At 68.5% G+C, this 18,975-nt stretch carries 12 protein-coding genes and 2 pseudogenes; 11 read left to right on the top strand and 3 right to left on the bottom strand.

Annotated elements, in window-relative coordinates; all coding sequences use genetic code 11:
• Window positions 1-92 precede the first annotated feature (92 nt).
• The 3 genes from AB0L95_RS17300 (at window position 93) to AB0L95_RS17290 (ending at window position 4,981) form a co-directional block, all read left to right on the top strand.
• A complete protein-coding gene (locus AB0L95_RS17300) occupies window positions 93-1,337 on the top strand; it encodes a SpoIIE family protein phosphatase (RefSeq protein WP_365162515.1) in 1,245 nt (414 codons plus the stop codon).
• Between the two features lie 276 nt (window positions 1,338-1,613).
• On the top strand, window positions 1,614-2,588 hold the full coding sequence (locus AB0L95_RS17295) for a phosphotransferase (protein ID WP_365162703.1): 975 nt from the start codon (window positions 1,614-1,616) through the stop codon (window positions 2,586-2,588).
• A gap of 308 nt (window positions 2,589-2,896) precedes the next feature.
• On the top strand, window positions 2,897-4,981 hold the full coding sequence (locus AB0L95_RS17290; protein WP_365162514.1) for an FUSC family protein: 2,085 nt from the start codon (window positions 2,897-2,899) through the stop codon (window positions 4,979-4,981).
• 170 nt (window positions 4,982-5,151) lie between these two features.
• Here the strand turns inward: AB0L95_RS17290 and AB0L95_RS17285 are convergent, their stop codons facing one another.
• Window positions 5,152-6,897 carry an MDR family MFS transporter gene (locus tag AB0L95_RS17285; protein WP_365162513.1) on the bottom strand — a complete coding sequence of 582 codons (1,746 nt, stop codon included), beginning with the start codon at window positions 6,895-6,897 and terminating at the stop codon, window positions 5,152-5,154.
• A gap of 237 nt (window positions 6,898-7,134) precedes the next feature.
• Here AB0L95_RS17285 and AB0L95_RS17280 point away from each other — a divergent pair, with 237 nt between their 5' ends.
• A complete protein-coding gene (locus AB0L95_RS17280) occupies window positions 7,135-7,455 on the top strand; it encodes a helix-turn-helix domain-containing protein (RefSeq protein WP_365162512.1) in 321 nt (106 codons plus the stop codon).
• Window positions 7,456-8,252: 797 nt separating this feature from the next.
• On the opposite strand, the gene AB0L95_RS17275 is transcribed toward AB0L95_RS17280, so the two are convergent.
• Window positions 8,253-10,154 (bottom strand): hypothetical protein, encoded by a 1,902-nt coding sequence (locus tag AB0L95_RS17275; RefSeq protein WP_365162511.1) that lies wholly within the window; start codon window positions 10,152-10,154, stop codon window positions 8,253-8,255.
• Between the two features lie 590 nt (window positions 10,155-10,744).
• On the opposite strand from AB0L95_RS17275, the pseudogene AB0L95_RS17270 reads away from it, so the two are divergent.
• The 7 genes and pseudogenes from AB0L95_RS17270 to AB0L95_RS17240 all read left to right on the top strand — a co-directional run.
• Window positions 10,745-11,391 (top strand): annotated as a pseudogene (locus AB0L95_RS17270) (response regulator transcription factor).
• 1,715 nt (window positions 11,392-13,106) lie between these two features.
• On the top strand, window positions 13,107-13,250 hold the full coding sequence (locus tag AB0L95_RS17265) for a lasso RiPP family leader peptide-containing protein (RefSeq protein WP_365162510.1): 144 nt from the start codon (window positions 13,107-13,109) through the stop codon (window positions 13,248-13,250).
• Between the two features lie 27 nt (window positions 13,251-13,277).
• Window positions 13,278-15,110 carry an asparagine synthase-related protein gene (locus AB0L95_RS17260; protein WP_365162509.1) on the top strand — a complete coding sequence of 611 codons (1,833 nt, stop codon included), beginning with the start codon at window positions 13,278-13,280 and terminating at the stop codon, window positions 15,108-15,110.
• Entirely contained in the window at window positions 15,088-15,357 is a 270-nt protein-coding gene (locus AB0L95_RS17255; protein WP_365162508.1) for a lasso peptide biosynthesis PqqD family chaperone, read from the top strand. The genes AB0L95_RS17260 and AB0L95_RS17255 overlap by 23 nt, the downstream gene beginning before the upstream one ends.
• A complete protein-coding gene (locus AB0L95_RS17250) occupies window positions 15,354-15,818 on the top strand; it encodes a lasso peptide biosynthesis B2 protein (RefSeq protein ID WP_365162507.1) in 465 nt (154 codons plus the stop codon). Before AB0L95_RS17255 ends, AB0L95_RS17250 begins: the two co-directional genes overlap by 4 nt.
• A gap of 197 nt (window positions 15,819-16,015) precedes the next feature.
• Window positions 16,016-16,321 carry a hypothetical protein gene (locus tag AB0L95_RS17245; RefSeq protein ID WP_365162506.1) on the top strand — a complete coding sequence of 102 codons (306 nt, stop codon included), beginning with the start codon at window positions 16,016-16,018 and terminating at the stop codon, window positions 16,319-16,321.
• 142 nt (window positions 16,322-16,463) lie between these two features.
• A pseudogene (locus AB0L95_RS17240) lies at window positions 16,464-16,574 on the top strand (IS5/IS1182 family transposase); the annotation flags it as partial.
• Window positions 16,575-16,608: 34 nt separating this feature from the next.
• On the opposite strand, the gene AB0L95_RS17235 reads toward AB0L95_RS17240, so the two are convergent.
• On the bottom strand, window positions 16,609-18,975 hold a 2,367-nt coding region (locus tag AB0L95_RS17235), incomplete at its 5' end, for a condensation domain-containing protein (protein ID WP_365162505.1).

The following is an 18,975-nucleotide window of genomic DNA, read 5'->3' as shown; positions in this document are numbered from 1 at the left end:
CGTAGCGCTCGCGCGGGCGGCTGAGCTGCGCGGACCGTAGCGTGAAGAGACGGGCGGGCCGCGGGGGAGGGGCGGGAAGGGAGATGGTCACGATGCAGGGGACGGAGATGGACTACGCGGCGCTGTTCGCCGCCACACCGAGCCCCTATCTGGTGCTGGCCCCCGACCTGGTGATCGTGGAAGTCAACGAGGCGTATCTGAGCGCCACCGGCAGGACCCGGGAGACCCTGCTCGGGCGGCACGTCTTCGAGGCCCTCCCGGACAACCCCGCCGACCCCCACGCGGACGGTGTGCGCAATCTGAAGGCATCGCTGCACCGGGTCCTGGTGACCGGGGAGCCCGACACGATGGCGGTGCAGAGGTACGACATCCCCGTCGGGGACCGGCCAGGTGTGTTCGAGGAGCGCTGGTGGTCCCCCGTGAACACGCCGATCCCGGGCCCGGACGGGGGCGTGGCCTGGATCATCCACCGGGCGGAGGACGTCACCGAGTACGTCCGCACCCACCCGCTGAACCCCCACCCCGGGACCCGTCAGCTCACCGGGCGTGAGGCCCTGGAATCCGAGTTGTACGCGCGGGCGCGCGAGCTGCAGGTGCTGAACGAGGAGCTGAGGCAGGCCCACAACCGTGAGCGCCAGGTGGCGGTCACCCTCCAGGAAGCCATGCTCCAGTCACCCGACCTGGCCCGGCACGAGGACGTCGCCGTGCGCTATCTGCCCGCCACCGGCTCCCTGAATGTGTGCGGCGACTGGTACGACGTCGTGGATCTGACCGACGGCCGGTTCGCGGTGGCGGTCGGCGACGTCGTCGGTCACGGCCTGGAGGCCGCCGCCGTCATGGGGATGCTCCGCAGCGCGCTGAGCGCGGCCATCCGCGCAGTGGAGCGACCGGCCCAGGCCCTGGAGGTGGTGGGCCTGTATGCGCGGTCGGTCGAGGGGGCCCTGAACACGACGGCCGTCAAGGCCATGGTGGACACCCGCAGCCACCTGATCATCTACAGCAGCGCGGGGCATCCGCCCCCGGTGCTGGTCCACCGGGACGGCGTCTGCGACCTTCTGGACCAGGCGACCGACCCGCCGCTGGGGGCCCGGCCCCAGCACGTACCCCGTCCCCAGGCCGGACAGTCGTACACCCCCGGGGACCTGCTCGTGCTCTACACCGACGGGCTGATCGAGCGGCGCGACGAGCACATCGAGGAGGGACTGAGCCGGCTGACCGAGGCCCTCGGCCGCTTCTGCGCCCTCAGCCCCGAGCGTCTGGCGGACGCGCTGCTCGCCGAACTCGGGGTGGCCGGCGGGGCCCGCGACGACATCGCGCTGGTCCTCGTCCGGCTGTGACGGCGCCACGTGCAGGACGCCATACCCGTCGGCTCCGGCGACGCTGCCGCCTTCAGTTCAGGATGCCGCACAGTCGGAAGAGCGGCCGAGGACTTCCAGCAGGCCGGCCGCCACGCCCGGCAGAACGGCCATGGCACGGTGTCCTATCCCACCAGGAAGTGTTCAACGCCGCCCCTGTGCCCGGCGGAGACAACCGATCGCCTCGCTGTCGGTGCTCCCGTAAGGTGCGCTGGTTGCTGTGACGGAGAGGCGGTTCGGAACGTGGCACCCAGGGCAGTGACGCGGGAGCAGTTGGCGGGTGCGGCGTATGCCGCGCTCGGCGGCGGGCGACGGCCGGCGGCGATCGAGCGGGTCGCGGGCGGCAGTAAGAAGGGCGTCTACCGCCTGGTGATGGACGACGCGACGACAGCGATCGCCTATCTGTGGGACGACACCGAGAACTACTGGCCGGCGGCCGAGGGCGACGACGACCTCACCGACCCGTTCTCACCCGGCCTCGGGCTCGACCTGTTCGAGGCCGCGCATGCCCGGCTGGACGCGCTCGGCGTCCGTGTCCCGGCGATCCTCTTCGTCGACCGCGACGGCGCCCACTGCCCGGCCGACCTCGCGATCGTCGAGGACCTCCCGGGCGAGAACCTGGAGAAACTGCTCGCGCGCGACCCGCACGCGGCTGCCCCGGTCATGGCCCGACTCGGGGAAGCACTGGAGGCGATGCGGCGTCATCGGGCGCCCGCCTACGGCAAAGTGGCCGTCGTCGACGGCGGCGGCACGTCGCGCGGGACGTCGTGCGAGGGAGTCGTCCTCGACCGTGCGCTGCGGGACCTCGCCGAGGCGGCGGCGCGTGATCCGCGGATCGCGGAAGCCCGCGACCGGCTGGAGGACCGGCTGCTGGGACTGGCGGCGGCCGTGCGGCCACGTGCCGAGTACGCGGTCGTGCACGGCGAACTGGGGCCGGACCATGTGCTGGTGGACCCGGAAGGCAACCCCGTGGCCATCGACATCGAGGGCCTGATGTACTTCGACGTCGAGTGGGAGCACGTCTTTCTGCGGATCCGCCTGGGCGACGCCTACCGGCCGCTGGCGGTGGACGGACTCGACCAGGACCGGCTCGCGCTCTACACGCTGGCGCAGCGTCTCTCACTGACGGCCGGTCCGCTGCGGCTGCTCGACGGAGGCTTCCCCGACCGGGCGGCCATGGCGGGCATCGCGGAGTACAACCTCAAGAAGACGCTGGACCTGGTCCACGCTTGAACGGCCCCGACGGACCCCGCCGCCCCGGCCGCCCGGATCCGCCCCGACGGACCCCGCCGCCCCGGCCGCCCGGATCCGCCCCGACGGACCCCGCCGCCCCGGCCGCCCGGATCGGCACCCCGCGATCCCGCTCACGTCGCAGTGGCCGGTGGCATGCTCCACGCTGTGCCAGCGAGGAGCGTTTTGTCCAGGTAGGGACGGGTACCCCACGCCCTGAGTGACCGAACATGGTCGACATCCCGCGCCGCACGACGCAACCGGCTGCCCGCCTCCCCCGCGCCCGCCTGGGGAGGGAGCAGTTGCAGGGGATGCTGAGGCCCGGCCGCTTCGACTGGCACGAACTCGCCTACGGCGGGGCCCTCCGCGTCGCGGTGGGCGTGGCGGCTCCGCTCGCCGCGGGGACGGCGACCGGGCATCCGCAGTACGGGGCGTTCGCGTCGCTGGGTGCCCTGCCCGCGGGGTTCGCGTCGCTTCAAGGGGTGACCCGTACGCGCGCGGTCACTGTCGTGGCGGCCAGCGCGGGGGCGGCCATGTCCACCTTCGTGGGCGGCGTCCTCGCCGCATCCGCTCCCTGGCTGCTGGTGCCCGTGGTGGCCCTGTGGGGGTATGCGACGGGGCTGGCCGTCTGTCTGGGGCGGTGGATGAGCGTCGCGGTCCTCCAGTGGCCTGTGGCACTGCTGATCGCTTCCGGCATACCCCTGGGCCCCTCCGAGGCTGCGCTCCGAGCCGGCCTGGTGCTGGCCGGGGGACTGTTCCAGGGTGCGCTCGTCGCCGTCTCCTGGACGGTGCGCCCCGGCGCCGCCGAGCGGGCCGCGCTGGCCGATTCCTACCGCAGCCTGTCCGCGTACGCCCGCGGCCTCGCCGCCGGCCGGACCGGCCCCCCGCCACCGGCGGACTTCGTGGCCGGCGACGCCGTCGCGGACCCCAACCCGCTCCTCGCCGCGGCCGTACGCGCGGACCATCTCAATCTGCTGGAGCAGGCCGAGCGCATCCGCGCCTCACTCGCGGCCCTGGCCGCGCACACGGACGACGACCCCTCCGGGGCGGCGCGCCTCTTCGCCACCGACACCGCTCAAGCCCTGGACGGCATCGCCGACGCGCTGAACGCCGGGCCGGAGGACCGTGCCCCGCCGGTACGGAAGCCGAACTCAAGGTTCACCTGGCAGGAGGAGGCCGCGGACGACACCGGCTGGCAGTGGGTCGCCGAGGCGCTCCTTTGCCAGCTACGGGCCGTGGACCGCATTCTCGGTCACGCCCCTACGCCGAACCGGCCCGCACCGTGCGATGGACCTGGGACACCGGACCGGCCCGTTCCCCGGGACACGGTGCAATGGACCGCCCTGACCCTGCGGGCCAACCTCACGGCAGCCGGCGAGACAGGGCGCCACGCGCTCCGGCTGGCGGCGGTCACCGGACTGGTCGAGTTCATGGTCGAGGCCAGCGACCTCTACGAGGGCCGTTGGGCAGTGATGACGGCTTTCCTGGTACTCAGACCGGACTTCGCCACGACCCTGTCGCGCAGCGTGCACAGGGCGGTGGGTACGGCCGTAGGAGCCGGTCTCGGCGCGACTGCGGCCATTGCGGCCCACCCCGGCGGTGCAGGGCTCATCGTCGGGGCCACGATCGCCGTTGCGGCAGCGTTCGCGTTGTTCGCCGTGAACTACCTGCTCTTCAGCGTCTTCCTCACCGCTTTCCTCGTGATCCTGCTGGAGATCTTCGGGCTGTCGGCGGGCTCCACCGCCACCACACGTCTGGCCCAGACCGCTCTCGGAGCGGCATGCGCGATCATCGCCTACTGGGTGTGGCCCACCTGGGAGGGCCTCTCGGCGCAGCAGAAGTTCGCCCGGCTGCTGACCTCCCACAGCAGCTACACCGCCTCCCTGCTCCAGCAGCTCTCCCACCCCGAGGAGCTCGATCCGTCCCGGCTCCGCGCCCTGCAGACCACGGCTCGCCGTGACCGCACCGATGCCGAGGCGTCCACGGCACGCCTGGCAGCCGAGCCTCCGCAACCACCGATGACCCCGGCCGTGGCCCGGACCCTGGTCGCCGTGGTCATGCGGCTGGCGCAGGCGGAACTCGCCCTGCACGCCCTGGTCCTTCAGCGGCCCGCGGCCGTTCAGGAGAAGCAGCCTCAGGATCATGACAGCCGCACCTCACTGGATGCCCTGGCCGTCGCCCTGCGTACGACGCTGGAGAAGCTGGCGGAGTCGCTGCTCACCCTCGAAGCCCCCGGCGACCTTCCTCCCCTGCACCGGATCCAGGCGTCTTCGCGCAACCAGCCCGTGCCGGGCGGTCGGCGCACTGCCCTTCTCGTGGACGGTCTGGTCGACGCCACGGACGCGCTGACGGATGTGGTGCGCCGCCTGGCCGATGATCGAGGGGCCCGGCGCTGAAGCACCACTGCGGCTGCCCCTGCCACCGCCGAGACCCGAGGCCTTGGGTCACGGCAGCGGCGAGGTGTGCGAGGTGCGTCGGCAGCCCGAGTGGTCATGACGCGGTTCGCCACCGGCGCGCCGCGTCCCTCGGGACCCGGCGGCGCACACGCTGGTGTCGCGGCGTTGCCTCAGCCCCGCGGGAGCCGGGCATCGGACGCGGTGCCAGATGCCGGACCCTTACGCTCCTCGGCGGCCCGTGCCTCCAGACCGGAGACCCTGCGCAACGGCACCTCCTTCGTCCACGCCGCCACCAGGAAGGCGAGGACCATCACGCCGGCCACGAGCAGGAAGACGACATGGAGCGAGTCCGTGAAGCCTACTTTGAACGGCTCGGCCAGCCGGGGGTCGAGGTGCTGGATGAACGAGGAGTCGTCCAACGCTCCCGAGCCGTTCCCGCCGGCGGCCTGGGGGTGCTTGAGCATGTCCAGCACCGGCTTGTTCGCCGGGTCGGAGAGCACGGCGGGGTCGTGCAGCGCTTCCTGGATCCCGGCCGTGTGGTAGGCGGCCCGGAAGGCCGAGCCGATCTTGCCGCTGACGGTACTGAACAGCACGGAGAGGAAGATCGCCGCACCGGCGGTGCCGCCCATCTGCCGGAAGAAGGTGGCCGCGGCGGTCGCGACACCCATGTCCTTGGGCTCGACAGCGTTTTGCAGGGCCAGCATGAGGACCTGGAAACAGCCGCCCAGCCCGGCGCCGAAGAGGACCAGACACCCCAGGGTCTCCGGCAGCGGACTGTCCCACTGCACCCGGAAGTGCAGGAGCACCATCGCCGCCGTCATCAGCGCGGAGCCGATGACCGGGAAGATCTTGTACGTGCCGGTCTTGCGGATGATGCGGCCCACCACCAGGGTCGAGACGAGCATGCCGACCGACAGCGGCAGCATCAGCAGGCCCGACCTGGTGGGCGTCACACCCTTCACGATCTGCAGATACAGCGGGATCATGATCATGCCGCCGAACATGCCCATGCCTACGAACACGGAGAGCAGGCTCATCTTGCTGAACATGGCGCTGCGGAACAGTCTCATCGGCAGGAGCGCCTCGTCGCCCATCGCCCGCTCGACGAAGACCCACACGGTCAGCCCGACCGCCCCGGTCGCGTAGCAGACGATCGATCGGGTCGCGGTCCAGCCCCAGCTCTGGCCCTGCTCGGCGACGAGCAGCAGCGGCACCACGCCGATGGCGATGGTGACGGCGCCCCACCAGTCGATACGGTGCTCGCGCCGGGTGTGCGGAAGATTCAGCACCTTGGCGACGACGAAGAGGGCGACGAGACCGATCGGGACGTTGACCAGGAAGACCCACCGCCAGCCGGTGATGCCGAGAATGCTGCCCTGGCCCGCCAGGAAGCCCCCGATCAGCGGACCGAGCACGCTGGAGGAGCCGAACGTCGCGAGTATGTAGCCCTGGTACCGGGCGCGCTCACGCGGCGGGACCATGTCGCCGATGATCGCCATGGCCAGTGACATGAGACCGCCCGCGCCGATGCCCTGGAAGGCGCGGAACCCTGCCAGTTCGGTCATCGAGGTGGCGAGAGTGCAGGCGGCGGAGCCGAGAATGAAGAGACTGATGGCGGTCAGGAAGAACGGCTTGCGCCCGTAGATGTCGGACAGCTTCCCGTACAGCGGCGTGCTGATCGTCGAGGTGATCAGGTAGGCCGTGGTGACCCACGCTTGATGGCTCAGTCCATGCAGGTCGTCGGCGATCGTCCGGATCGAGGTACTGACGATGGTCTGGTCCAGCGCCGCAAGGAACATCCCCAGCACCAGGCCGCTGAGAATGGTCAGGATCTGTCGGTGCGTCAGTTTCACGGACGGCGCCGGGCCGGCCATGCCTGCGGCTCCCCCGGGAGCCGTGGATGTGGAGGGGGTCATGGGTGGTGTTCTCCTGGCTGGTGCCTGTGCGTCACAGACGTCGAGGTGCTGCAACAGTCGGACGAGGTGGTCAGCGCCCCGGCGTTCCCCGCGACGAGCGGCAAGCCCTCGATGCTCGCGGCCTCCGTGTCGCCGTAGGAAGACGGCATCAAGGCATGCCCCACCCCCAAGATCAATTCGACTTTCTCGAAACGTCGAATCGATGCCTATAGTAGGGCCGGAACCGGAGGAGAAGGCATGCGCACCCTGAATCAGCCCAAGCCCGAGGACTTCGACCTGGCGGCCGTGCTGCATGCCTTCGGTGACCCTGTGCGTCTGGAGCTGCTACGGCGCCTGGCGGCAGCCGGCGAGGTGACGTGCAGCCCCACCGGCCTCGACGTTCCGCGCTCCACGATGACGAACCACTGGCGGATCCTGCGCGAGGCGGGCATCACGTCCACGCGCATCAGCGGCAAGGCCCGGCTGATGTCCTTGCGCCGGGCGGAACTCGAGATCCGCTTCCCGGGCCTCCTCGACGCCGTCATGGCGGAGGTCGACCCATCCCCCGACCCCTCCTGATCACATCAGGAGGGGTCGCCTGCCGGGCGGTGCGCCGCACCCTGTGACAGCGGGCCAGGAGCCGCTCCTACAGCGCGACGGGCCCGTGACCGCTATCGGCCACGGGCCCGATCTCCACCCGAGGAGGTGAGGTAATGCTGAACGCTCTGCACGACGTGAGCCCAGGTGCGCCGGTGGACGACGTCCCGGATCGCTTGCGGCTTCACCCCGAGCCGCGCCGCAAGCTCACCGACGTTGCTCTCCCACTGGTTGTTCCTCAGCTCGCATGCCTCGCGGATGAAGCGCTCTTTGTCCGGGTCGAGCCGGAGCGCCCCGGCTGCGGGAACGCACCAGCCGGGTCGCGGACATGGCCCGCACTCTGGCGCCCGGCTCGATGCCCGCCTACATCGGGTGGCGCATCGAGGAGGGGCCGCGCAGCCTCCAAGGGGTCGTCACCTGCAACCACCCGGCGACGCTATACGTACTCGAGGGCACCCGCCCGCACATCATCCGGCCACGCCGGGCGAGTGCGCTTCCGTTTCGAGGTCGATGGTCGTGTGGTCGTCGCGACCTACGTGAGGCACCCCGGGACGAGGGCGAACAACTTCCTGGCCCGCGCTTTGCGACTGGGTCGGTAGGCCCACGGATGTGACCGCACGCGTGCGGGGCTGGGCCGCGAGGATTCAGCCCCCGCACACACTTCTCAGTCCGCACGCCGGAACTATCGGTGCCCCCGGCCACGGGACCCTGGTTCCACCGCGCTCTCAGAACCTTGCCGCGGAACGCGCAGGCTCTGTGACGGGGGACTCAGTTGAGGGTTACGCGTACAGGACGAAGAGTTGACCGTCATGGGGAGCGAGGGAGGGGGCGCCGTATCCGCCGGTCTGGAGCTGGGTGGCTGACCAGGTGGCCCCGTTCTGTGCGGCCACGTGCAGGGTGCCGCTGCGGTCGCGGTGGGCAAGGTGCAGCTTGTTGGTGAAGGAGGCCAGAGCGGGGGCGTCGTAGGTGAGCCATCCGCTGTTGACGACGGTGGCCGTCCCCCAGGAGGTGCCGTTGGCGGAGGAGGCCAGGTAGATCTTGTCGTCGAGGCCGCGAAGAGCGCAGTACAACTGGCCTGCGTGGGAGGTCAGTGCCGGGGCGCTCGTTGTCTTCCAGCCCCCGAGCTTGACGGCGTTGCCCCAGTTGCTGCCGTTGAAGGCGGAGAGGTAGACGCTCCCGTCGTTGCCGGTGTGGGCGCAGTACAGCGTGTTGTTGTGCACGGCCAGCGCCGGGCTGTGCCGGGTGCCCCAGCCGTAGAACTCGGTGGGGCCGCTCCACGTGGTGTTGGTGAGAGTGTTCCACCACAGGCGGTTGTCGAGGCCCAGGTGGGCGCAGTACAGCTTGCCGTCGTGCACGGCCGCGCCAGGCGGGACGGCAGTGCGTACGCCGTGGAAGCCGCTGCCGGCATTATTTCCGTGACCGGCCCAGAACAGCGCGTTCGTGGCTGCGTCGGCGTAGAGGATGCCAAGGGTGGCGTTGTAGGAGACGCCGACGGGCGGAGCGGCGATGTTGCGCTGGTCTCCGATGGGGGCCTCCCCGTGCCAGCTCCCTGTCTGGCCCACGAACCGGTAGCGCACCTTTACCGTGACCGGGGTGACCTTGCCATGTAGGTAGAGCCTGTGACTACCCCCCCGGCCGCCGTCGAAGAGCCACTGCTCATCGCGTCCCGCGGCGGTGAAGTAGCGGTCCAATGCGGCCCGGCTGAGGCCGATGGAGCGCTCGCACACCAGGTCGTCGTCGTTGGTCAGCCAGCCCAGCAGCAGGTTGACGAGCCCGAGGACGATGGCCAGCAGCGCGGCCCATCCCTCCCCGTTGTCTCCCCCGTGTTCCGGCGGGGAGTACGTCTGCGACTGCGAGCCCTCCGCGAGCCGCTCGGCCATGGTGGCCAGGACCTCGCGCATCTTGTTGTAGAAGCCGCCCGAACTGTTGTCGGCCTCCCAGCACTCGATGTTCAGCGACAGGTGACCGCGCACCGTCGTGTCGGCCAGGGTGAAGGCGTGCGAGCCGGTGAACTGGCGTTCGCTACCTGTCTGTACCGACCCGAACTCCGGGGTCTTGCCGGACTTCTTGGCGTTGGAGTCCGCGCCCGCCGACAGTGCCCAGTAGATCTCGTCGTGGCCCAACTCGCCTGACCGGCGCTCACACCGGAACCAAGAAGGCTGCAGGACCACCTTCACCGGCAGGACGGGCACTGCTGCCCGCATCTGCCGTTCCTCAGGTGTGGTCAGCACCGTGACACCGCCGCCGTACTCGGCGAGCGCCTTGAGGAACTCCTCGCTGTCCGTCGACTCGCCGGGCGTGGTCTGGGTGACGTCGACGATCTCCACGTTCGGCTGGGCCACGATCTCGGCGGTGACCTCGGCCAGGTCCGTCCGCAGGTCCTCTGTGCTGTACCCGGTGTTCACATCCAGCTGATTGATCGCGGCGGGAAACACCTTCACTCCGCCGCGCGCCGAGCGCTGCTCAGCGAACAGGCGCCCCCAGGAGGCGACTTCCGCGTCGTCGTCCGCGCCGGCCCGCAGCATCCCCAGCAGCTGCGCTTCCAGCTCGGTGGGCTCCAGGCCCTTGTCCAGTCGGGCCGCAGCGTGCAGGGCAGCCCCGATCAGCAGATTCTGGCCCCGGCTCAGGCCCAGCCGCCGCGCGGCCCGGGAACCAGCCCGCGCTCCCTGGAAACCCTCCAACGTTTCACGTACTCGCTCCAGGCGTTCTGCGGCAGTCCGGATCTGTGGCATAGATGCACCCGCCTTCGCTCAGCGGCCCCGCCGACGGCACGGCCTCCGTGGGCCATCCAAGGGTCGGCGCCCGGCGCGTACAAGAAACCACGACCAGCCATATGGCTCGAATTGACCTTTAGTCCGGACGTGCTGTTTCTGTGTGTATATGTCAGGTTTAGGTGATGTCCCCTGGAGAAACTGCATTGTCATACGAAGGCTTCGGGTAACACAGCCCATCTCGCCAGGCCACCACCGGGCTACCCTGTCCGGCACGCCGCTGGTTCTGGGCCGGGCGACCGCACGGGAGACAAGGGCACGCCCGTGGCAACACGCGACTTCACAGTCCGCACAGAGAACCACGTCGCGAACCTCGGCGAGCTGGCAAGCTCGAATTCGTCCCGGAGGTCTTCGGGGACGAGTTCCCAAAACCCTGCGGCGGTGGGTCGACCACATCCCTCTCTTGACCACGGATGTCCGTGGCCCTGACGGTTCGCCGCTGTCTTTCGACCGCTCGCTGATCTACCCGTATGCCTTCCGGCGCTCTTACAGGACTGACCATGACCGACACCGCGTACGACCTCATCCGCGTGGTCGTGGTCGACGACCACGCCGTGATGCGCGCCGGAGTCATCGCCCTGCTGGCCAACGAGCCCACGATAGAGATTGTCGGCGAGGTGAGCGACGGCCGCGAGGGCGTCGACCTCGTCGAGCGGCTCGCCCCCGATGTGGCCCTCCTCGACCTGCGCACGCCGTGCTCGACGGCGTGGCCGCCAGCACCGAGATCGTCGCCCTGCCGCTGGCCACCCGGGTGCTGATCCTCGCCACGTACGACACGGACGTCGAGATCGAACGAGCCGTGGAGGCGGGCGCCGTCGGCTACCTCCTCAAGGACACCACCCGCGAGCAGCTCGCCGACGCCATCCGCTCGGCGGCGCGCGGTGAGACGGTCCTCGCGCCCAAGGTCGCGGAGCGCCTGGTGGCCCGGACGCGCCGCCCCGAGCCGGTCGTGCTCACCGCCCGCGAGCGGGACGTGCTGCACGCGGTCGCCGACGGTCTGTCCAACGCCGAGATCGGCCGTCGCCTGGTCATCGGCGAGGCCACGGTGAAGACGCATCTTCCGCGGGTCTTCGCGAAACTCGACGCCAGCGACCGCACTCGCGCCGTCGTCGTGGCCCTGGAACGCGGACTCCTTGCGCGCTCCTGAGGCCCGGGCGCACTGGAACGCACTGATCTCCTGGAATTGGCCGTCCCTGTGTTGGCGCTCCGCAGGTCAGGGCGATGGAAGGCCGAGTCCTCGTGGTCGTGCAGGGTGTCGGAATTCGGTGGGACGGGCAATGACGTGGCGAATGCCGTGACGTCATCGAGGTGAACTGCCGTGCAGAGCAAGGCAGTTATCAAAATGCCGCGTAGGCGTGGCGCGGGAGATGGCAATGAAACAAGTGAAACGATTATGCTCACCTGTTCGAGTGATGCGTCCGGAATCCGCTTGCTGGCGCACTGGCGCGAGAGCTTGGATGAGGATATCCAACCGGTGGGCCGCCCATCCTCTCCGGGGGAAGCGGCAGTCGGCCGGTATGCGGTGCCTCTCCGAGGTAAAGCATGGCGCCGGTTTGTCGCGATGGGCACCCCCGTAGAGGGAATTGGATCCGCTCAGCCGGTGTCGTCCAGGCACCGGCTGACGCGGCTTCCGTCTGCGGTGCCTGGGGCCACCTTGCAGCCGCCGGATCCGGGAGGCATGCAATTCCGCCTGAGAGTCGGGCAATTGAGCTCTGCTGCGGCGATCGTCACGAAGGCCTTCGAGGCCTGTCGCGTACGCCTGTCCCGCCCGCTCGTGACGGGCCGACTCGGGGGTGCGAGGCGTCGAGGACACGCACTCCCGGCCGGACAGTGGCGCCGGCCAACGCTGCCCTGCACGCTGAAGCCCGCACGTTGCTCCGGCAGGACGGTGACCAAGCGGTCTGACATGACGGCCGTACGGCGAGAGCGATCATTTCTGGCCTACCGCCCCCCGGTCCTGGCTGCCGCGGGCGGCGCTGCGAACCGGGGAGGCCACGTCAGGTGATCAGTCTGAGGGGCGTTAGTCAGGTGACACTACTTTGAGTAGCCGGATTCTTGCTTCTCTGAAGGTCTTCCGGCGGAATTCCGGGGAAGACCTTGGGGTGAGTATTCGGCCATCTACAGCTCGCACGGTTGTGCGAGAGTCTTTCGAGGTGCAACTCTCTTGATCGGAAGAGCGGCGGATGGTTGCGCCGCTGATTTCTATGCCGCGCTTTCCAGCGGGGACCGGGGGAAGAGCTTGTTGGGCGTTGTGCGATGCTTATCGTCGCTGAATGGCGGCGGGCCGGGTGCTGCCTTGGATCGCCGTGGCATTCCCGCTGGTAAGTCCGTATGCGATGCAGTCGACGCCTCCTTGCTCACGTCAGTGGCGCTCGACCGCTCAGTGGCATTTGGCCGACTTTGAGATCAGTCGGACGCGCCCTGCGACGGTGATGCGCATCGGTGAGCTCCCTGCAGGGTGCCGATAGATACCACTTCGGTTGCGAGTTTTACCCCGGGTCGAACAGCCGCGTTGTTCCCCGAGGCATACAAGTCGTTGAGGCGTTGTCCCTGTCGCCTGCGCGTTGGCTGTAGTACTCATTCGTCATCACCTGCTGGTACGGCGCGTCGAGAGCGCCGGTGAACTCGACGCGGCAGCGACGGAAACATGCGACCGCGGTGAATCGGTGACTTATTGAAAGAGTTCGGCATCGTCGTGATATCGATCCCGGCGCCTTGCACCCGGTGTTTCTTGAACCTGATACCAGTGCGCCGACTGGGGACTTGTCAGGACGCCGGGCACAGGCGTCGTGGAACCACCTCGGCTTCCGGGCGGTCCACGCCCGGTGGCCCCGCATGGGGCCCGTACGGAAGGAGAAAACCATGGAGAACCAGCAGTTGCGCGAGGAACCGACGACTCAGCAGGCCTACGAACCGCCCGCGTTGACCGCCGTCGGAGAGTTCTCGGAGGACACGCTCGGTTTCGGAAGCAACCACACCGACTTCCTGGCCCGCCAGGGCTGGTGACGAACCGGCTGACTCGGACGGAGTGACATGAGCACCGGGTTCGTCGTCCTGCCCGACGGTTGCCCCACAGACACCACGTGGCTCTATGAGTCACCGCAGGTCATCACCCACCCGTCGGGCAGACCCTGGCTGGTGGGCCGGTGGGGGGCAGACGAAATAGTTCAGGCCCAGGCGGGCTCGGTACGTGTGGTGGTGATCGGACACTGCCCGGTCACCACCACACAGCTCACCCGGCTGGCTGAACGGGTGTGTGAGCAGCGCGATGTCGGGCCGCTGGCCAGGCAACTTCCCGGGAGTCATCACCTTATCGTCACCTCCCCGGACGGAACGAGCGTCCGGGGCACCATCACCGGGTTACGCCAGGTGTTCCATACCCGGGTGGACGGTCACGCCGTAGCGTCCGACCGTCCCGATACCCTGGCACTGCTCACCGGCGCCGGGGTGGACGAAGGCGTCCTGGCGGCACGATTGGCTACCGGCGGCCGACTCCCGGCTCCGTTGGGAACCGCGAGCGTCTGGTCCGGGATCTCCGCAGTTCCCGACGACCACTGCCTGATCATGGAAGGGGAGCGCGCACGGGAGGTCCGTTGGTGGCAAGCCCCGGAACCCGAACTCCCTCTGGAGGAGGGGGCGCCGGCGGTGCACGCTGCACTGTCGTACGCCGTACGCAGCCGCACCTCCAGTCGGCACCCGGTGACCGCGGACTTGTCCGGTGGTATGGATTCGACCGCGCTGTGCTTCCTCGCCGCCCGGAGCGCCCACCAGCTGCTGACCTTCAGATGGGGCGAGGCAGACGCGGGCAACGACGACGCGATGTTCGCGGCACACTCGGCGGCCCTGCTCGTGCAGGCCTCGCACATGGTGGTGCCGCAGCACGAACTGCCCGCGCTGTTCGCGCATCCGGGAGACCTGGCAGACACCGAACAGCCATACCCTTTCACTCGGACGCTGGCACGCATGAAACACACAGTCGGCCTCCTTGCCGATCGCGGCTCGCGGACACACTTCGCAGGGCATGGGGCGGATGAGCTGTTCGGCAGGTTCCCTGGCTATCTGCACCGGCTGCTGCGTCGGCAGCCGCGGCTCGCGCTGCGTCATCTGCGTGGTTACCAGGCACTCAATCGCTGGCCCCTGCGCGACATGTTGGCGCAGCTGGCTCGCGCGGATTCGGTACAGGACTGGTGGCGCGCCGAGGCTGATTCCCTCACGAACCCAGCCCCGGCCCTCAGACAGCCCCCACTGGCCTGGGGCCTGATGCCTCTACGCGCCCCGGTCTGGGTCACGGAATCCGCAGTCGACGCGGCAAGATCTCAGCTGCGGACGGCAGCTGAGACCGCGAGTCCCTTCGCCGACGACCGTGGTCAGCACCAGTTCCTGGTGGCCCTGCGGGCTACGGCACCGGCATACCGACAGTTTGCCCGCCTTTTCGACACGGCGGGGATCCGGCTGCATCAGCCCTACCTCGACGACCGCGTTGTGGAGGCCGCTCTGGCCGTGCGCATGCACGAGCGTTGCACGCCGTGGGAGTACAAGCCCCTGCTGGCCGCGGCGATGCGGGACACCCTGCCCGAACGCGTCCGCACCCGAACCACCAAAGGTTCCTTCGATGAGGATCTACGGGCTGGGCTGCACCGCAGCCTTGACGAGCTCCTGGAGCTCTTCGCGGACTCCGAACTTGCCAGGGCGGGTCTGATCTCATCAGACGTGGTCCGCTCTCAACTCCTCACTCCACAAGCCAATCTGAGCGGGCACTTCGCCGTCGAGCAACTTCTCGGTTGCGAGACTTGGTTCCGTGCCGCGCGCCACCTCGGCCGAAGCGAAAGGCGACAGAAGGAACGTGAGCGTCACATTCTCCCTTAACCCGCAGGTCTCCCTCGCCGAGACGGACGACGGAGCCGTACTTCTCCATGAAGGCACCGGTCGCTATTGGCAATTGAACACCACGGGACTTTCGGTCCTCCGCAGCCTGACCAGCGGCCAGACGCCCGAGCGGGCGGCTCGGACCCTCACTTCCGAGCACGCTGTCGATACGACGCGCGCTCGCAACGACGTCGCGGCTCTCCTGGCCTCCCTACGCTCGGCCGACCTGCTGCGGGAGAACCCATGAGCATCCCAGTGGCGTTGTCCCGCCGTGATCGACTGCCACCGCACCGCCGATTGGTTCCTTTCCTGGCCGTGGCCGTTGCCAGGGTCCTCAGCAAGCTCTCTCCATCCAAGCTGCGCGCGGTACTGGAGTTCGCCCGCCGTCGTGCCGCACCCGCCACCGCGGACCAGGCCGCGGCAGCACGCGCAGCCGTGGTCGCGGTCAGCCTGCGATGCGCAGGGCAGGCATGCTTACAGCGCTCGGTGGCCACTGCCCTCCTGTGCCGAGCACGCGGCACCTGGCCCACCTGGTGCACAGGCGTCCGTACCAATCCGTTCTCGGCTCATGCCTGGGTTGAAGTCGAGGGAATCCCCGTCGGGGAGCCGTACCCGGCCGGCTACTTCCGGACCATCCTGACGGTCGGGCCTGCCGAAGGCTTGCTTCCGAAGCGGTCGCAAAAAGGGGAGGCAAGTCCGATGCTGTGATCGGCTGCGGATAGGCTTGTTGAATGAGGCAGTGTTTGCGGGGGAAATGGTCGAGCCTGCCACGGTGGGCACGAGCGGTTCTTGTGGTGTACCTGATTGGTTTCGCTGAAGGTACGTGTTCTCACATCAGCGATTTGGTACGTGGTGGAATCCATGCCTACGCAGCGTTTCCACACGCGTTCATTCGGGTGTTTTTCGTGAGCCTTGTCGTCCTCGATCCGCTGGTCGTGGCTCTCGTGGGCCTTGTGCAGCGAAGCGGTATCTGGTGGGGGAGCGGCGTGATGACACTGGATGTGGCCGCCAACTGGGTCAGCAACTGGCCGTCCGTGAAGGCCGACCCGGCGCAGCTGCTGCAACCGGTGGGGCTGACATCCATCACGCTCTTCGGCCTGTTCGTACTGGTGTCATGCTTGCCCTTGCTGCGCGCGATGAAGAATGCTGCCGAGTCGGCACCACACATGAAGGACCCGAGGGCAAGACTCGGCGCAACAAAAGCAGAATGATCTGATGCGTGCCGACAACGGACACCCAAGGGCGGGAAGTCGGTGACCGCACTGCGCCGCGCGGCCGCGAACGCGGCACGGGGGGTCGGCCGTGGACTCTGCCATGGGTGGATCGCGCACTGCTGGTCGCGGCGCCCTGGAGCCACTTCCGGGCGATCGCAACGACTGCAAGGCAGGGGAGGAATCCGGAGCCAAGGCTGCCGTCGGCAAGACCATGACGATCGCCGACGGCGGCTGCCCGGGCACCGGACTCGGCCGACTGCCCACCGGCCTTCCGTATCAGCCGTTCACCAAGTTCCCCACTCAGAGCCAATCTCGTCTTCGAAGTCATCGATTTCGCTCTGGCTCAGATCGACGAGGGAGAGGTCGGACGGCGTATGACCACCTGCGTCGGGGCCTTGTGCGTGTGTGGCGAGCGCGGCAAGCACTCGGAACCAAGTCTCAGCCAGGTCACGCACGGCTGCGTCTGAGAACAAGGCTTGCGGCCAGGTCCACTTGACCGTGAGGCGTGCACCGCCAACCCGGTTCTCGGTCACGGCGTTGATCTCGATCGCGTGAGCGACGCTCATCCCCGGGTCGCGGCCGCCGACAAGGCCGAACTCCGGTATCGCCATCCAGTCGTCGCCTGGGGTGGACGAGACGTCGAACCGGCCAAGATAGTTGAAAGCTATCTGGGGCTTCGGCAGGGCAGCCAGCTTTGTCTCGGTCTCCGGGTTGAGGTAGCGCAGGAGGCCGAAGCCGGAGCCCTTCTCCGAGAACTCGCGTACCTGTTCTTTGATCCACTTGAAAGCACGGCCAAGGTCGGCCCCGCTGGCCCAGATGTCCGGCCAGTCCACCTCGCCGGCATCCAGCAGCATGGGGTAAAGGCTGGTGAACCAGCCCACGGTGGAGGACAAGTCGGCCGGCACCCGCAAGCTGTCGCGGCCGTGTCCTTCCACATCCAGCAGGACGGCTGTGCTCTGGCCGAGGCCGTGGCGTCGTCGCCAGTCCGCCACCGCCAGAGTCAGTCCTGCCAAGAGCGCGTCCTGAACGGTGGCGTGGAAGGCTGCCGGCACGGTGGTCAAGAGATCCGCAGTCGGTGCTTCGGGCAGGGAGAGCGTGATACTCCGAAGCGTCGAGAACGCATCCCGGGCGGGGTCGAGCACGACCGGCCCCAGGCTCTGCTCATCGCTGCCGAGGGCAGTCATCCACAGCGGAAGCTCTGCCACGCAATCCGGCTCCATGGCAAGCTGCTGCAACTGCGTGGCCCAGGTCCGGAAGGACATACCCGTGCGACTCAGCGACGGCATCACATCGCTTGCGGACGCGGCACACGCGGCCGCAAGGTCCGACATCAGAATCCGCCAGGACACCCCGTCCACGACCAAGTGGTGAATGACCCACAAAAGTCGGCCACGCTCGCCTGGCCCGGCATCGCACCAGGTGACCGAGAATGCAATGCCGGCTTCCAGATCCAGCCGCTGGGCAGCGGAGTCGAGTTCGGCACGCGTCAGCGTGTCAATCTCCTCGTCTGACAACCCCCGCACATCGATCCGATCAACCCGCTCGCAGATATCGACCTCGTCGCGCTGTTGAACCTCAAGTGTCGGCGTGGTACCGGCAGCGCTGCGTGTGGCACGCAGCCGGAGCATGTCATGGTGTTCCACGACACCCCGCAACGCCGCTCGCAGAGCGTCGAAGGTGAGACCGGCCGGGGTATGTACAGCCATCGCCTGATGGAAGTGGGCGGTCGGCCCACTGTGCTCAAAGAGCCAACGCATCATCGGAGTGGGCGGCAACTCGCCGATTCCTGCGTTCGCGTCCTCCGAGACGTCGTCGGTGAAGACAGTCGCCACCGACGCCAGACCACGGACGTTCTTCATCTGGAACAGGTCTTTGGGCGTGATGCTCAGTCCAGCCTGCTGCGCCCGGCGCACCACCTGGATCGCCAGGATGCTGTCGCCGCCCAGCTCGAAGAAGTTGTCATCAATGGACACCCGCTCGACACCGAGCACTTCCGCGAACACCCCGCACAGAACCTCCTCCTGCGGAGTACGCGGAGCACGGCCCATGCCGTCCGCAGCGAATTCGGGTGCCGGCAGGGCCCGACGGTCCAACTTCCCGTTCGGCGTCAACGGCAACGTATCCAGGACCATCACCGCGGAGGGCACCATATAGTCCGGCAGCACACCGGCCACATGCGCACGCAAAACCTGCGGATCGAGCACCGCACCGGCAGCCGGAACGACATAGCCCACCAGCCGTTTGTCGCCGGGGCGGTCCTCCCGCACAACCACCGCGGCCTGCGCGACATCCGGATGCCCGGCCAGGACCGACTCGATCTCACCCAGCTCGATCCGGAAACCCCGCACCTTCACCTGATCATCAACACGGCCGAGGTACTCGATCTCGCCGGCCGTGTTCCACCGCACCAGGTCCCCGGTGCGGTACATGCGTGAGCCGGGGGTGCCGAAGGGGTCGGCGACGAAGCGTTCCGCTGTCAGGCCGGGGCGGTCGTGGTAGCCGCGGGCCAGCTGCACACCGGAGATGTACAACTCGCCCGGCACACCGACCGGCACGGGAGACAGGCCCGCGTCCAGGACGTACAGCCGGGTGTTCCACACCGGCCGTCCGACCGGCACCGTGGTCCCGGCCGGAGTGCGGCACTCCCACCA

The sequence above is a fragment of the Streptomyces sp. NPDC052036 genome (assembly GCF_040680495.1).
In the GTDB taxonomy this organism is placed as follows: Bacteria; Actinomycetota; Actinomycetes; order Streptomycetales; family Streptomycetaceae; genus Streptomyces.
Note: the sequence above shows the minus strand (reverse complement) of the source record. Positions and strands in the feature narration are given on the sequence as shown.

Coding starts and splice junctions, on each gene's coding strand:
- AB0L95_RS17250 (WP_365162507.1), top strand. CDS start 15,354: ATGAGCATCCCAGTGGCGTTGTCCCGCCGTGATCGACTGCCACCGCAC.
- AB0L95_RS17300 (WP_365162515.1), top strand. CDS start 93: ATGCAGGGGACGGAGATGGACTACGCGGCGCTGTTCGCCGCCACACCG.
- AB0L95_RS17290 (WP_365162514.1), top strand. CDS start 2,897: ATGCTGAGGCCCGGCCGCTTCGACTGGCACGAACTCGCCTACGGCGGG.
- AB0L95_RS17285 (WP_365162513.1), bottom strand. CDS start 6,897: ATGACCCCCTCCACATCCACGGCTCCCGGGGGAGCCGCAGGCATGGCC.
- AB0L95_RS17265 (WP_365162510.1), top strand. CDS start 13,107: ATGGAGAACCAGCAGTTGCGCGAGGAACCGACGACTCAGCAGGCCTAC.
- AB0L95_RS17260 (WP_365162509.1), top strand. CDS start 13,278: ATGAGCACCGGGTTCGTCGTCCTGCCCGACGGTTGCCCCACAGACACC.
- AB0L95_RS17280 (WP_365162512.1), top strand. CDS start 7,135: ATGCGCACCCTGAATCAGCCCAAGCCCGAGGACTTCGACCTGGCGGCC.